The sequence below is a fragment of the Qipengyuania sp. JB2-7 genome (assembly GCF_055693485.1).
Genome location: NZ_CM146335.1, coordinates 671435 through 686336 on the forward strand (window position 1 = coordinate 671435; position 14902 = coordinate 686336).

13 protein-coding genes and 2 pseudogenes are annotated in these 14902 nt (G+C 58.1%); 9 read left to right on the forward strand and 6 right to left on the reverse strand.

Annotation, left to right across the window (positions count from 1 at the left end; translation table 11 throughout):
- Position 1 precedes the first annotated feature (1 nt).
- Together ACZ1GM_RS03290 and ACZ1GM_RS03295 are read left to right on the forward strand one after the other, a co-directional pair.
- The gene (locus tag ACZ1GM_RS03290; protein ID WP_472678619.1) at positions 2–3220 is read left to right on the forward strand and encodes an efflux RND transporter permease subunit; all 3219 of its coding nucleotides are present in this window, start codon (positions 2–4) and stop codon (positions 3218–3220) included.
- On the forward strand, positions 3217–3855 hold the full coding sequence (locus ACZ1GM_RS03295; RefSeq protein WP_472677742.1) for a cation diffusion facilitator family transporter: 639 nt from the start codon (positions 3217–3219) through the stop codon (positions 3853–3855). Before ACZ1GM_RS03290 ends, ACZ1GM_RS03295 begins: the two co-directional genes overlap by 4 nt.
- A 53-nt stretch (positions 3856–3908) precedes the next feature.
- Here ACZ1GM_RS03295 and ACZ1GM_RS03300 read toward each other — a convergent pair whose 3' ends face one another.
- From ACZ1GM_RS03300 to ACZ1GM_RS03320, 5 genes are all read right to left on the reverse strand, one after another.
- On the reverse strand, positions 3909–4943 hold the full coding sequence (locus ACZ1GM_RS03300) for a copper resistance protein B (RefSeq protein ID WP_472677743.1): 1035 nt from the start codon (positions 4941–4943) through the stop codon (positions 3909–3911).
- On the reverse strand, positions 4943–6733 hold the full coding sequence (locus tag ACZ1GM_RS03305; RefSeq protein WP_472677744.1) for a copper resistance system multicopper oxidase: 1791 nt from the start codon (positions 6731–6733) through the stop codon (positions 4943–4945). The genes ACZ1GM_RS03300 and ACZ1GM_RS03305 overlap by 1 nt, the downstream gene beginning before the upstream one ends.
- Before the next feature lie 57 nt (positions 6734–6790).
- Positions 6791–7228 carry an RNA polymerase sigma factor gene (locus ACZ1GM_RS03310; protein WP_472677745.1) on the reverse strand — a complete coding sequence of 146 codons (438 nt, stop codon included), beginning with the start codon at positions 7226–7228 and terminating at the stop codon, positions 6791–6793.
- A 129-nt stretch (positions 7229–7357) separates the two neighbouring features.
- Positions 7358–7792 carry a Spy/CpxP family protein refolding chaperone gene (locus ACZ1GM_RS03315; RefSeq protein WP_472677746.1) on the reverse strand — a complete coding sequence of 145 codons (435 nt, stop codon included), beginning with the start codon at positions 7790–7792 and terminating at the stop codon, positions 7358–7360.
- A 3-nt stretch (positions 7793–7795) separates the two neighbouring features.
- Positions 7796–8092, reverse strand: a complete 297-nt coding sequence (locus ACZ1GM_RS03320) for a hypothetical protein (protein WP_472677747.1) — start codon at positions 8090–8092, stop codon at positions 7796–7798.
- A 193-nt stretch (positions 8093–8285) separates the two neighbouring features.
- On the opposite strand from ACZ1GM_RS03320, the gene ACZ1GM_RS03325 reads away from it, so the two are divergent.
- Genes ACZ1GM_RS03325 through ACZ1GM_RS03340 form a run of 4 tightly spaced genes read left to right on the forward strand, consistent with a single transcriptional unit; the run spans position 8286 to position 10367 of the window.
- Positions 8286–8861, forward strand: coding sequence for a DUF2231 domain-containing protein (locus ACZ1GM_RS03325; protein WP_472677748.1), 576 nt, complete (start codon positions 8286–8288; stop codon positions 8859–8861).
- Complete coding sequence (locus ACZ1GM_RS03330) at positions 8861–9550, forward strand: class I SAM-dependent methyltransferase (RefSeq protein WP_472677749.1); 690 nt, start codon at positions 8861–8863, stop codon at positions 9548–9550. The genes ACZ1GM_RS03325 and ACZ1GM_RS03330 overlap by 1 nt, the downstream gene beginning before the upstream one ends.
- A complete protein-coding gene (locus ACZ1GM_RS03335; RefSeq protein WP_472677750.1) occupies positions 9547–10011 on the forward strand; it encodes a DUF411 domain-containing protein in 465 nt (154 codons plus the stop codon). The genes ACZ1GM_RS03330 and ACZ1GM_RS03335 overlap by 4 nt, the downstream gene beginning before the upstream one ends.
- 26 nt (positions 10012–10037) lie before the next feature.
- On the forward strand, positions 10038–10367 hold the full coding sequence (locus ACZ1GM_RS03340; protein ID WP_472677751.1) for a hypothetical protein: 330 nt from the start codon (positions 10038–10040) through the stop codon (positions 10365–10367).
- A gap of 58 nt (positions 10368–10425) precedes the next feature.
- On the opposite strand, the gene ACZ1GM_RS03345 is transcribed toward ACZ1GM_RS03340, so the two are convergent.
- Entirely contained in the window at positions 10426–10710 is a 285-nt protein-coding gene (locus tag ACZ1GM_RS03345; protein WP_472677752.1) for a metal-sensitive transcriptional regulator, read from the reverse strand.
- 106 nt (positions 10711–10816) lie between these two features.
- Between ACZ1GM_RS03345 and ACZ1GM_RS03350 the strand changes: the two genes are divergently transcribed.
- The 3 genes and pseudogenes from ACZ1GM_RS03350 (at position 10817) to ACZ1GM_RS03360 (ending at position 14871) form a co-directional block, all read left to right on the forward strand.
- Positions 10817–11089: a hypothetical protein gene (locus ACZ1GM_RS03350; protein WP_472677753.1), complete on the forward strand. Its 273-nt coding sequence runs from the start codon at positions 10817–10819 to the stop codon at positions 11087–11089.
- Between the two features lie 58 nt (positions 11090–11147).
- A pseudogene (locus ACZ1GM_RS03355) lies at positions 11148–13359 on the forward strand (copper-transporting P-type ATPase).
- Between the two features lie 251 nt (positions 13360–13610).
- Positions 13611–14871 (forward strand): annotated as a pseudogene (locus ACZ1GM_RS03360) (APC family permease).
- Positions 14872–14902: the final 31 nt, after the last annotated feature.

Below are 14902 nucleotides of genomic sequence, written 5' to 3' on the forward strand. Positions count from 1 at the left end.
ATTGATTGGCGGCGTCCTTGACTGGTCGGTGCGCAATCGCTGGGCGGTCGTGGCCCTTGCTCTAGGTGTAGCCATCTGGGGCGCCTTCAATCTTGCGAAACTGCCGATTGATGCGGTGCCGGACATCACCAATGTTCAGGTGCAGATCAACACCGAAGCCCCGGCGCTTTCCCCTTCACAAATTGAAACGCAGGTCACATTCCCGGTTGAGACAGGCCTTGCCGGTATCGACGGGCTTGAAATGACCCGCTCGATCTCGCGCAACGGCTTCAGTCAGGTCTCCGCGATTTTCGAGGAAGGCACCGACATCTACTTTGCGCGCTCGCAGGTTGAAGAACGGCTTGCCAATCTGGCCTCTTCGCTTCCCGCAGGTGCGGAACCGTCCATGGGCCCGATTGCGACCGGCCTTGGCGAAGTTTTGATGTATACAATCGAGTTCGAGCATCCGGACGGGACAGATGCGCCAACAGGCGGCTCGGTTGGCTGGCAGAACGACGGCAGCTTCGTCACCGACCGAGGCGAAAAGCTCGACACCGAGCTTGCCAGAGCTGCCTATCTGCGCACGGTGCAGGATTGGGTGGTTGCGCCATTGATGCGGTCTGCCGACGGCGTCGCAGGCGTGGACTCCATCGGCGGCTTTGCAAAGCAATATCTAGTACAACCAGACCCCGATCGTCTCACGGGCTACGGCCTCTCGCTCGATCAACTGATTGTTGCGCTTGAAGCGGCAAACCAGGCGGAAGGCGCCAATTTTGTCGAACGTGCTGGCGAAGCGCTTCTGGCACGTGTCGATTCCCGGCTGACTTCCGTTCAGGACATCGAACAGGCAGTGGTGACGACCCGCGAAGGCGTGCCGATCCGCGTTGGCGATATTGCCACGGTCGAAATTGGCGGTGACCTTCGCACAGGGGCTGCCTCGCTGAACGGCGATGAAGCGGTCGTCGGAACGGTTCTGATGCGGGCGGGCGAGAACAGCCGGACGGTTGCCGCTGGCGCTGCAGAAAGACTTGAGGAAGTTCGCGCATCGCTGCCTGCCGGAGTGGTGGCTGAGATTGTCTACAACCGATCCACTTTGGTCGATGCGACCATCGCGACGGTCCGCAACAACCTGGTCGAAGGCGCCTTGCTCGTTATCGTCGTGCTGTTCCTGCTACTTGGAAACATACGCGCCGCAATCATTGCCGCATTGGTCATTCCTCTCTCGATGCTGATGGCAGCCATCGGAATGAACCGGCTCGGCGTATCGGGCAATCTGATGAGCCTTGGTGCGCTCGATTTCGGCCTGATCGTCGATGGTGCTGTTATCATTGTCGAGAACAGTATCGCACGCCTTGCCCATAGGCAGGAGCACGAAGGACGCTTGCTAACGCTGCGTGAACGCCTCGCAGAAACCCGCGCAGCGGCGCATGAGATGATCAAGCCGACCGTCTACGGTCAGGCGATCATCTTTCTGGTCTTTGCGCCTCTTCTCACCTTCACCGGTGTTGAGGGCAAAACCTTCACGCCCATGGCCATCACCGTCATGCTTGCCCTGGCTTCGGCTTTCATCCTGTCACTGACTTTTGTCCCTGCGATGATCGCTCTCTTGCTGAACAAAAAAATCAACGAGAAAGAAGTGAAGCCAATTCGCGTGGCAAAAGAACGCTATGGTCCACTGCTGCGTAAGGCCCTGGCCCGTCCATGGCCGGTCATCGGCACCGGTGTCGGCGTATTTGCACTTGCAGCGCTGGTCTTCAGCTTCATTGGCAGCGAATTTACGCCGCAACTCGACGAGCGTGATCTGGCAGTGCAGTCATTGCGCATCCCCTCTACTCCGCTCGAGCAGTCGCTCACAATGCAGCGCCAGGTCGAGACACGTCTCACACAGTTCCCGCAGGTTGAGCTAGTGTTCTCGCGCACCGGCACGGCCGAGGTCGCAACCGATCCGATGCCGCCGAACATTTCGGATGCCTATGTGATCCTCAAACCGCGAGAAGAATGGCCTGACCCCTCGCTGTCCAAGGATGCACTGGTAAGCGAGATGGAGGAGGCGCTGGGCGGCCTTGTCGGCAATCTCTATGAGTTCAGCCAGCCCATCGAATTGCGCTTCAACGAGCTCATTGCAGGCGTTCGCGGCGATGTGGCGGTCAAGCTGTACGGAGATGATCTGACCGCCATGACTTCCGCTGCGAACGAAGTCGCCGCCGTGCTGAATGGCGTCGAAGGTGCAGCCGACGTAAAGGTTCAGCAGGTCTCTGGCTTCCCGACACTCGATATCGCCTTCGATCGGCCAACGATCGCGCGCTACGGGCTAAGCGTCGAGGATGTGACCCAGTCCGTTGCCATCGCGCTTGGCGGTCGCAACGCCGGCCTGGTGTTCGAAGGCGACCGCCGGTTCGATGTGGTCGTCAGATTGTCAGATGCCAATCGCAACGATTTTGACCAGCTCGGCACCTTGCCGATTGTCCTCCCGAATGGCGGGAGTATTCCGCTGCGCGCGGTGGCCGAGTTTCAGGTCATCGATGGGCTGGCCGAGGTCCGCCGCGAACAGGGACGAAGACTGGTCATCGTATCCGCCAATGTGCGGGAGCGTGATCTTGGCTCATTTGTCGAGCAGGCCCAGTCCGAAGTGGCCACAAACGTCGAACTGCCATCCGCGTCGTTTATCGAATGGGGCGGGCAGTATCAGAACCTGCAGCAAGCGCAGCAACGTCTACTGATCGTGGTTCCGCTCGCCTTTGCGGTCATCCTGCTACTGCTCTACATGGCGGTCGGCGGATGGGTCTCGGCGCTAGCGGTGTTCAGCGCGATTCCGATGGCACTGGCTGGCGGTGTCTTCTTCCTGGCCCTGAGAGGCATGCCATTCTCGATCTCGGCAGCCGTGGGCTTCATTGCCTTGTCAGGCGTTGCGACCTTGAACGGTCTCGTCATGATAACCGCAATCAAGCAACGGCTCGAAAAGGGTTTGGAGCTTAGCGAAGCGATTGTCGAAGGCGCTATCGCGCGTCTGCGTCCGGTCCTCATGACGGCGCTTGTCGCCTCGCTCGGCTTCGTTCCGATGGCGCTGGCGACAGGGACGGGTGCCGAGGTGCAGCGCCCGCTCGCCACCGTTGTGATCGGCGGGTTGATTACGGCGACGGCGCTTACACTGTTTGTGCTGCCTGCAATTGTGAGCCTGATCTTTTCCAAGAATTGTAGGGAGCCTGAGCTTGGCCAATATGACAGAAAGGAAATTCTATGAGCTGCAACGATGACTTCGATCTGGATTCGGCGGACAAGCGACGCACATTGTGGATCGTATTGTGGCTCAACGTCGCAATCGCGGTTGGTTTCTTTGTCGTCGCCTATTTCGCGGACTCGAACGCGCTCTTGGCCAATGGCCTGGACAATTCATCCGATGCTTTTGTCTACGCGCTCAGTCTTCTGGCTCTAACCCGTTCGCAATCCTGGAAACGAGGGGCCGCGCGTTTCTCAGGCATCATGCTCCTGATCCTCGCCGGAGGTGTTATCGCCGATGCCGTCAGGCGTTTCATCGAAGGCTCGGAGCCGGGCGGCCTGATGATGATCGCGATGGCCGCCATCGCGGCGGTGGTGAACCTCATCTGCCTGCGCATGCTCCAGAAGCTCGAGCAAAAGGACGTCAATCTGCGCGCAGCGACCACCTTTAGCTTCAACGATTTCATATCGAACGGCGGCATAATCATCGCCGGGATCATCGTTATGCTTACAGGCGCAAACTGGCCGGATCTCGTCGTTGGGATCGCGGTTGCTGGCATCGCTCTTTATGGCGGAGTCGACATCCTTCGCGATGCGGAAAGGGATAAGCATGAGGAAGCCGGCACCGAACATAGCAAGGGCGGCGCATTCGAAGAATGACGGTTACATATTTTATTACTGTCGGTAGGATTAGTCAGACTTCGGAGGTTGCTTCAAAACCAGAACCTGACGCCAATCACATAGTTGGTAACGCTGGGATCTTCACCCTCCGCCAGCGCGAAGTCGCGGCTACTACCAAGCTTCCATTCCTGCTCGATCCCGAAATAGGGCGCAAACTCGCGGGCGAACTCGTAGCGCAATCGCAGTCCCGCTTCGAAAGTATCGATCCCTGATCCAACACCCAATTCAGGGATATCCTGCGCGGAGAGCTCGACCTCTACCCGTGGTTGCAGAATGAGCCTGTTGGTGATGCGTTGATCGATTTCGGCTTCGATGCGAGCGGTCAAGTCGCCCTTGGTCGAAAGAAACGCAGCGGCATCGACCTCAAAGACGTAGGGCGCCAGACCTTGTACCCCGATGACTGCATGGGTGCGGGTTGGTCCGGTAAGGTCCTGCCTAACGCCAGCTTGAAGATCAAAGAACGGCCCAATAGCGCGGCTGTAAAGAGCCTGAACTTCGGCATCTTCAATTGCCTCTCCGAAGCTTCCTTCGCCCTCAGACTTGAACCAGAACTTGTCTAAGTCACCGCCGTAATAGCCCTGAACGTCCCAGAGGTAGCCGTCATCGCCTTCGCGTGAGCGGTACTCAACGCGATCTCCCTGGAACCAGAAGATCGGCAAGCCGCTCACCTCGCGCGCGACATGTGCTCTCGATTGCGCCATGACGTCCTCGCCGACGAACGCATCGACCGCATAGGTTGGACCGATGAACGCCTCGGGTGGAGGCGGGCCCTGAGGGATCGGCATCTCGTCCATCGTGCCATCATCCATCCCGGCGTGAGCAACCGCATCAGCTTGCTCCGAATGCCCTTGATGGGTGGAATGGTCCATTTGATCTTGCGGTAGCTCTGGGGCGGCGTCAGACTGCGCGTGGTCCGCCGCAGAATGGTCAGTATGGTCTGACAATGAGGTTTCAGCCTGCGCCTCATCCCCTTGCGAAGAATGCTCTTGGCCGGGCTCGCTATGCTGCTGGGCGGCGAGAGGTTGGGCAAGCACCAGCAAAGGTGCTGACAAAAGAGCAGAGCGCATCAGCCTTGCCCTCCGCCGAGCGGTCGGACGGTGACCACTTGAAACATGCCGCTGTGCATGTGGTAGAGCAGGTGACAATGGAACGCCCAATCCCCTGGTTCGTCGGCGGTCAGATCGAATTGGGCGCTGCTGCCGGGCTGAACAACGAGAGTGTGCTTTAGGGGCTGTCTGTCTCTAGGCGCTTCGTTCACAAGCTCGAAGAAATGGCCATGCAGATGGATCGGGTGGGCCATCATAGTGTTGTTGACCAGCTTGACCCTGACACGCTCATTAAAGGCAAAGCGGATCGGATCGTCGGTAACAGCTGAGAATTTCTTGCCGTCGAACGACCACATATAGCGTTCCATGTTGCCGGTGAGATGGATCTCTTTCATCCGGGTCGGCCTGCGATGGTCGGCGTTGGGCGTAGCTGCGACAAGCTGCTTGTAGTTCAGGACCCGGTGGCCAACATCGGACAGACCGATACCGGGCGAACCCATCCGATCGACCGGATTGGGAGCGATCGAATCCACTCCCGGACCAACCTCGACGAAAGGCGGGACGACAGATTTGTCGCGCATATTCATGCCCGACATGTCCATTTCACCGCCCGAGTGATCCATGCCGCTCGTATCGCCGCCGGAATGCGCATTATGGCCTGAATGGTCCATCGCGCCGTGCGTACCGGTGTCATCTGAAGAGCCGTGGCTCATGCCCATATCCGCCATCGTCAGCAGCGGGGGCGCGCGCAACTCGGGGATCGATGCGCGCGCTCCGGGCCTGCTCGCGAGCATGGCCGTCGCCATTCCGGAGCGATCCATAGTCTCGGCGACAAGCGCATAGGCGTCCTCGCCACGCGGTTCGACGATCACGTCATAGGTTTCCGCGTTACCGATCTGGAATTCGTCGACTTCGACAGGATCGACATTCTGCCCATCGGCCTGGATCACCGTCATCGGCAGGCCTGGAATGCGAATGTTGAAGAAGGTCATTGCTGCCGCGTTGATAAAGCGGAGCCGGACCCGCTCGCCCGGATTGCACAGATATTCGAGATTATCGCTCGACACATGGCCGTTGATTAGAAACTCAAACCCAGCAGCGCTCGCATCCGAGATATCGGTCGGCATCATCCGCATGCGCGCCCACATACGGCGCTCTTCGCCGGTCAGTGCATAGTCGTCGGTGAGCGTTCTTTGCTGGTAGTTGAAATAGCCTTCGCCCGCTTTCAGCTTTTTCATCACCGTGTAGGGATGCATCGGCGACCAGTCCGATAGCACAACGACATAGTCCCGGTCGTAGCTATGCGGATCGCCATCCTTGGGATCGACGATAAGCGGACCATAATGTCCCATGGGTTCCTGCATGGTGTGGGCATGCCACCAATAGGTGCCCGACTGCCGAAGTGGGAACTCGTAGCGAAAGCGCTCCCCTGGTTTGACAGCAGCCATAGTCACACCCGGAACACCGTCCATCAAAAACGGAACCAACAGGCCGTGCCAGTGGATCGATGTGTCCATCGAGCTCTCGTTGACGAGATCGACAATGAGGTTTTGCCCTTCCGTAAGCCGCAAAAGCGGTCCCGGAATGGTTCCATTGACCGTCACGGCAGGACCGTGGCGGCGCCCTGCATTGAGCGCCGCGTCGCGCACCGTCATGGTCATGCGCTCGCCAGTGAGGACATCGCTGCCCTTTCGCGCGAGAGTGCCATTGGTTGCGCCGCGCGCCCATGCGGGCATGGCGCCGGTAAGTCCAAGCAGGCCCAAGCCACCGGCGCTTGTGCCGAGGAACTTCCTGCGATTTATGATTGTCATCCTTGAAAGGCTCCTGACGGGTGTTACCTTTCGTTACGAACGGAAGGGCCTTATCCCTCAGAATTGATCGAATTTTTCTCTTAGGCGTTGTCTGGCGCGGTAGACCCGGGTTTCGATCGCTTTCTCGCTCACACCGAGCAGACTTGCAGCCTCGGCCTGGCTACGACCATCGATGCTCACCAGCACAAGGGCTTCGCGCAGGCGGATCGGGAGCCGTTCGATTTCGGCTTGAAGCAAACCAAGTTCCTGACGGGCGGACGCTCGGTTTTCCGGATCTGGGCTTTCATCCACGATGAGAGCTGCATCGTCAACCGAGCCGAATCCGAAGAAGCGTTTCGCTTTTCTGGTTCTAAGCCGGTCACGGCACTTATTGAGGACCACCGTGGTGAGATATGGGCCGACTGGCCTTTCAGGGTCGAGGCGATGCCTCGAAACCCAGACGGATGCCAAACCATCCTGAACAGCATCTTCGCCGTGCTGCCGGCTTCCTAGCATGCGCGCTGCAAGCGCCAACAGCCGGCCAATATGTGGCTCGACGAGCGCACTGAATGCTGCCCTGCTTCCCTCAGAAGCCTGCCGGATCAGCCCCGGCTCGTGGTCGCCTCCGTGCGAAGACACAAGCAATCAATCGCGCGGAGCGTCGGTCAGAGCATCGGAGACCTGACGGTCGAACAAAAGCTGTTGGTCGGGATCCAGTAATTCGCGCATGTCGAAGACGTGCCGCACCGTCGCTTTCTGAAGTTCCCCCATCTTTTCGTGGACATCGTCGATCGCGGCGCTCACTTCGGGACCGTATTCGTGTTCGGCCTCCATTGCCCTTGCAAGCCGGGCATTGGCTGCGCGCAAGGAGGCTTCGAGCTCTGATTTTTCTACGGCATAGCGGCTTTCGAGAGCTTCAAGCTGCGAGTTCTGCTCGGGGCTAAGCTCTAGCTCATCATGAACAAACTGGTGCAATCCGCCGCTGGGCTCCTCGTCGCGCCAATAATCTGATGCAAAGGCACCTAGGCAACCAGCGAAGGCTGCCAGCAGGATGGCAAAGAGTATGTGCTGCGTTTTCAAATCCTAGCGCCCGCCTTCGAGAAGTGCTGCGGGAGACAGTCGTTCGCCTGAATCAAAACTGGCGACGGCGATAGTTGTCCCAGGATCGAGACTGCGGGGAACCTCGCTCGCCCCGAAACCTGCCCCCAGTCCAACGACGAATAATCCGGAGAAGAGCGCTGCACGCCGGCGCCTTTCTGCGATTTCACCCAATTGTCCGGCGCGATGCCACACTCCGTCCATGATCTGATGAGGATCACCGGAACCGGTCTGTTCCGACAGTGATGCCAAAGCGGCATCGAATGAGGGTTGTCTGCTCATGTCACACTCTTAGTAGCCATACACCGACCTATACGCTGAACTTCGCGCAAGCCCTTAAATAAATTTGAGGGCTCGGCTCAGCGCTTGCGTATCAGGGTTATGCAGACCCGGCGACATCTTGCCATCCTTGCTCTTCTGGTCGCGGCTATATCAGTACGCGCCTCTCGGCGCGCACGAAGGCCATAAATCAAACATGTCCGATGAAGAGATGGTGATGATGGAAGCCAGCTCCACCGGTGCCACAACCGAACCCGGCACCGGTGGAGCAGATAAAAGTATGCACGGCGCGAACGGCGCTCGCACCATGTCAGAGGCTCAAATGATGCAACAAAAGATCGAGGAGAACCGTCTGACATCGTTCAGCGATCTATTGGCCAGACTACATCCGATTGCAGCCCACTTCCCTATTGCCTTGTTTCTCGTCGCCGCGCTCGCGGAGTTCGGGCTGATCGTCAGGCCCAACCTGGGCCTGCATTCCACAGTCCGCTTTCTGGTGGCCGCAGGTGCAATTGGTGGTCTTGGTAGCGCGGCCTTTGGCTGGTTCGCGGCGGGCTGGCGACTTTCTGACCGATCCGAAACGCTGATGATCCATCGTTGGAATGGCACTGCGATTGCTGCGGCGGGCCTGTTGGCCTGGTGGCTGAGTTCACCGGGCAAAAATCGTTGGTGGCTCAGGCTGATACTGACGATCATCGCCGGGGCGCTCATCGTCCAGGGGTACTACGGCGGCGAAATGGTTCACGGCCCTAACCATATGGGGGTCATGTGATGCCCCGCACGAGCCTGCCAAGCGGCGATCGCAGTTTCACTCCGGCCCTCGGCAAGGCTTGGCTTACGCCTTTATACGACGCGGCTATCGCAATCTTGACTCGAGAAAGCGCCTGGCGTGACGCCCTAGTTCGCGCTGCCGACCTTAAGCCATTCGACAAGGTGATCGATGTCGGCAGCGGAACAGGCACCTTGCTGCGCCAGATGATGTCGAGCTGCCCGCCAGCTGAACTTCTGGGGGTTGAACCAGACCCGGACGTCTTGGCTATCGCCAAGAAAAAACTCGGCAGCGCCTCTCACATCATCCAGTGGCACAATGGCTTCGTTGACACCCTCAATCTCGACCGGGGTTGGCAACCCAACAAGATCATAAGCAGCCTCGTTCTCCACCAAGTCCCTCCTGAGGAGAAGCGCGCAATCCTCGAGCAGATCGCCGCCCTACTGAAGCCCGGCGGTATGGTGCTAATTGCCGACTATATGCGCCAAGAATCGCCGCTGATGCGCCGGCTTTTCAGACTGACTGTTCAGCAACTCGACGGGCTTGAGGATACGCAACCCAACGCAGACGGACTCATCGAAGAACATCTGCAAGAGATCTTCGAGGATGCTGAGCGCTTGCGCGTTTTCCCAACCGCGACCGGGGCGATTTCGCTTTGGTGCGGATATTCCAAGAAAGTCCCAAACTCATGAGAATCCGGTCTTTAGTGCAACCTAGAAGGTCGTTTGTGGCATCCGCATTGCTACTGCTGGCAGCTTGCTCGAACGCTGCGCAGGCTGCGACCTACACGATGTTTCGCGATCCGAACTGTGGCTGCTGCCTGGAATGGGCAGATTACTTCGAGAAAGCGGTCGATGCCGAGGTTGACTCGGTCGACATGGCCGAAATGGCAAAGATCAAAACCGAACGCGGCGTACCGCAACAGCTCTGGTCGTGCCACACGATGGAAATCGAGGGCTATATCATTGAGGGCCACGTGCCCGCCGATGCGATCGAGCGACTGCTGCGCGAACGGCCCGAGGATATCACGGGGCTGGCCGTTCCTGGGATGCCAGTCGGCTCGCCCGGTATGGAATTCGAAAACCGTATCCAGCCCTTCGATGTGATCGCTTTTGGACCTAGCGGCCAAAGCGTGTTCGCATCCTACCCCTGAAACTCAAACACTATCGGAGAAGCACGATGAAATATCTCACCGCAACACTGATCGCTTTTGGCTTGTCGGCATCGCCCGCGCTCGCACAGGAGCGCGAAACTGCAACGAAACGCGCACAAATGTGCAAGATGATGCACAATGGCAAAGAGAAGCATGGGGTGATGGTCAAAGGCGAAGACGGCAAAATGACCTGTCAGATGAGGGATCATGCAGGCAGCGACCATTCGCAGATGGACCATTCGAGCATGGATCACTCAAGCAGCGATCACTCGGCGATGGACCACGGCGAGAAACGCGACGAAGCACGCGAAGCATCGGAGAAGGACAAGCCGCAATCGGGTCACGATCATAGCTGATGAGATGCCGCCGGGGTCCTTCCCCCAATCCCCCACGCCTCGGCGGTGTAACTAATCTCTATTTGGCCATCTTTTCGACCAATGCGACAAGCTCAGCGACTTTCTCAGACTGATCAGCCTTATCGTCCGAGGCGATCGCTTCTTCGATGCAGTGTCTTGCGTGAATGTCGAGGACCTTGATGCGCGCTTGTCGCGCCGCCGCTTCAAGCGCGATGATCTGTTGGAGAATGTCCACGCAATAGCGGTCTTCCTCCATCATCTTGACGATACCGCGAGCCTGCCCCTCGACCCGCCGCATGCGGGATATCGTATTCGCAAACTTGCTGTTTTCCGTGTCGCTCATCGTCATTTCTCCGTTGGCCGAGACCATTCCCCCAGAATTACTTCTCTTGCAATCTTATTGGCAAGATACCATACCCCCCTATAGTATAATATAATTGGAGTCCGATATGTCTGATACACCTTTGAAAACCTCGATCGTTAGCTGGGGATGGACGCTGAGTGCCTTTCTTCTGATCAGTTATCTCATTTGCGTTGGCTTCGGGCTGCTCTCTCCGGAGCAATTCCGCATGCATGAGGCATGGGCGCCGTGGCTTCCGGGTTTTGAATGGCTCACGCTTACCGGTTTTATCGCCGGGGCGATCGGCAGTTTTCTTTACGGTTGGTACATCGCAGTGCTGGCCGTCCCGCTCTACCGCTTCTTCCAAGGTCGTAACCGGTAACTCTGACTGCATTGCGTCAGCCGCGAACGCGGCAGCACCACACAAACGGACGGAGCAGATGATGGACCACGCTCATTGCGCGCATCACAACGACGACAATACGAACGCTGGGGACGGACGATACGATATTGTCCCGGAAGGCTATAATGGCGCGGTTTACACCTGCCCGATGCACCCCGAAGTCCGACAACCCAAAATGGGCTCGTGTCCGCTCTGCGGCATGGGACTCGAGCTTGAATCAGCTCGCTATGGTCGCAGAGGGGCCAAACCCGGAGCTTGTCGACTTTACCAGAAGGTTCTGGATCGGCGCGTTCCTCACGCTCCCGCTTTTGGTGCTCACCATGGGGCCGTTTCTGAGTTGGCCAGGAGTCCGCGACATTCTGGGCGAGCGCAACACACTATGGGTGGAATTTGTTCTGGGGACCCCCGTTGTTCTGTGGTGTGGCTGGCCGTTTTTGGAGCGGGGTTGGAATTCATTCAAGACATGGAATCTCAACATGTTCTCGCTCATCGCCATGGGTGTCAGCGCGGCTTGGGTATTCAGTGTCGTGGCGATCGGCGCTCCCGACATCTTTCCCGATGGTTTTCGCGATGCCGAGGGCCATGTGGGTGTCTATTTCGAGGCTGCAGCGGTCATTGTGACGCTGGTCCTATTGGGCCAGGTGATGGAGCTGCGCGCCCGCGAGGGCACCGGCAAAGCCATTCGCGCGCTGCTCGATCTCGCCGCGAAGACAGCCCGTGTGATCAGGGAAGATGGAACAGAGGATGAGATCCCGCTTGAAGAGGTCGCCGTAGGCGACAGGATCAGAGTGCGACCGGGCGAAAAAGTCCCGGTAGATGGTGTGGTTCTCAAGGGCCGGTCATCGATCGATGAAAGCATGATCACCGGTGAGCCCGTTCCGGTCGAGAAAGTCGAAGGGGACGGTGTCACGGGCGCGACAATCAACGGTACGGGCAGTCTCGTCATCGAGGCGAAGCGCGTTGGTTCAGACACGATGCTCGCCCAGATCGTCGATATGGTTGCTGCCGCGCAGCGCTCGCGCGCGCCAATCCAGAAATATGCCGACAAGGTTGCTGGATTGTTCGTTCCGGCAGTCATCGCGATTGCCGTCCTTGCCTTCATTGCCTGGGCCATCTGGGGACCCCAGCCTGCCTTGGCCTACGCGCTGGTGGCGGCTGTTGCCGTTCTGATTATTGCCTGTCCTTGTGCTCTGGGTCTTGCAACGCCGATGTCGATCATGACGGCAACGGGCCGCGGCGCCCAGGTCGGTGTGCTTATCAAGAATGCCGAAGCGCTCGAGCGATTTGAGACGATCGACACGCTTATCGTCGACAAGACCGGCACGCTCACCGAAGGAAAGCCCAAACTGGTCGCTGTCATCGCAGAGCCCGGGTTTGAGCAGACGGAGCTTCTGCGCTTGGCGGCCTCGCTCGAACGAGGGTCTGAGCATCCGCTGGCCGAAGCGATTGTACGCGGCGCTGAAGAGCGCGGTCTCGAGCTTGCAAGCGCCGAGGATTTCGAAGCGATCACTGGCAAAGGTGTTGTTGGCCGCGTTGCCGGCAAATCGGTTGCACTCGGCAATCTCGCGCTCGTTACCGACATGGGCCTTGATGGCACAGCGCTGAGCGAACAAGCCAATGCGCGGCGGGATGACGGTGAAACCGTAATGTTCGTCGTCATTGGCGGCGAGATCGCAGGGCTCGTTGCAGTGGCCGATCCTATCAAGGAAACAACGCCGGATGCGATCCGCGCTCTTCATGAACTCGGTCTCAAAATCATCATGGCTACCGGCGACAACGAGCGGACCGCAAAAGCAGTCGCAGCCCGGCTCGGCATAGATGAGGTGAAGGCAGGCGTTTTGCCTGAAGACAAAGCTAAGCTAATTCGCGATTTGCAATCGAAAGGCACCAAGGTTGCGATGGCCGGAGACGGGGTCAACGACGCGCCAGCGCTTGCTCAAGCCGATGTCGGTATCGCGATGGGCACCGGAGCCGACGTCGCAATCGAGAGTGCGGGTATTACACTGGTGAAGGGTAATCTCGACGGCATTGTACGCGCGCGCAAACTTGCGCGGGCCACCATGCGCAACATTCGCCAGAACCTGTTCTTCGCACTGATCTACAATGCATCGGGCGTGCCGATCGCCGCAGGTCTGCTCTATCCGTTCTTTGGGATTTTGATCAGCCCGATGTTTGCAGCCTTTGCAATGAGCGCGTCATCTATCTCGGTGGTGGTCAATTCACTGCGCTTGCGCGGAGCAAACCTATGATCCTTCTCGGCCAGGATCACGCGTTCGCCCGCGAGATTTCCACCGCCCCGTTTAGTCACTGACAAGCACAGGCTTCCTCAGAACATATTGATTGCTCGAAAAAGTTTTGAGGGGTGCGATCGAATAATTCGTACCGATACCTGATTCCATCGCCTGCACTCGGGCGAACCACGAGGACTGTTTTGCAAAAGCACAAGCATGATGACCAGACCAGCGACACCGGTTCAATAAGCCTTCCTGGCGGTGTCGCCATGGGCACCGGCGTAATGATCGGCGCCGGTATCTTTGCGCTCACGGGCCAGATCGCGGAATTGGCCGGGCCGCTTTTCCCGCTGTCATTCATTGCCGGGGCACTTGTCACCTCACTAGCCGCCTATAGCTATATCAAGATGTCGAACCGCTGGCCCTCATCAGGCGGCATCGCGATGATTTTGCAAAAAGCTTATGGACCAGGCGTGGTGGCCGCATCAGCTTCTCTGCTGATGGCGCTGTCGATGGTCATCAACGAGAGCCTCGTGGCGCGGACTTTCGCCACTTACGCGTTGAGACCGTTCGAGCTTGAGCAAAACAGTCTGCTGGTCCCGGCATTGGCGCTCGGATTGATTGTCTTCGCGTACCTTGTGAACTCCGCTGGAAATCGGTCCGTCAGCGGGCTCTCTTTAATCATGTCAGCCATCAAGATCGGCGGGATCGCAGTGTTTGCTATCGCTGCAATCTGGGCCAGTGGCTTCGCTTCGGGCGCGTTCAGCGAACCTGTTACCATGTCAGGCGGAGAAGCTTTGCTAGCCTCGGTCGCGTTCTCGATCCTGGCCTTCAAGGGGTTTACCACGATCACCAATAGCGGGGGTGAAATCGTCGATCCCCACCGCAATGTCGTACCGCACAATAATGATCTCGATCGCGGTATGCGTCGTTGTCTATTTGCTGGTCGCTATCGCCGTGGGCTCAAGTCTTTCGATTGCCCAGATCGTGGAGGCGCGCGACTATTCGCTGGCTGCTGCTGCAGAACCCGCACTCGGAGACCTCGGTTTCTACTTCACCGTCGCAATCGCGATCACGGCAACAGCTTCTGGTGTCATCGCCAGCGTTTTTGCCGTGTCGCGGATGCTGACGATGCTGACCGAGATGAAGATGATCCCGCATAGCCATTTCGGCATGAGCGGCGGCATCAGAAGCCACATGCTCGTCTACACAGTTGTAGTCGCTGGTGCGTTGGCGGTACTATTCGACCTGTCTCGCATCGCTGCCTTGGGCGCCTTCTTCTACCTCGTGATGGACATGCTCGTTCATTGGGGCGTGTTTCGCAACTTGCGCGAAGAAATTGGAGCCAAGGCGTTAATTCTCCTTGCAGCTCTTGCCGCCGACGCGGTGGTCCTCACAGCCTTCACGATAACAAAGCTGAATACCGATCCAGCGATCGTTGGGTATGCGGTTGGCGGAATTGCCGTCGTCTTTCTGGCCGAGTGGCTCTTCCTCAAGAGAAATGCCAACCAATCGGAAGAAGCGGCCTAGAGCGATGGCGAACGATTTTCTCTATAGATTA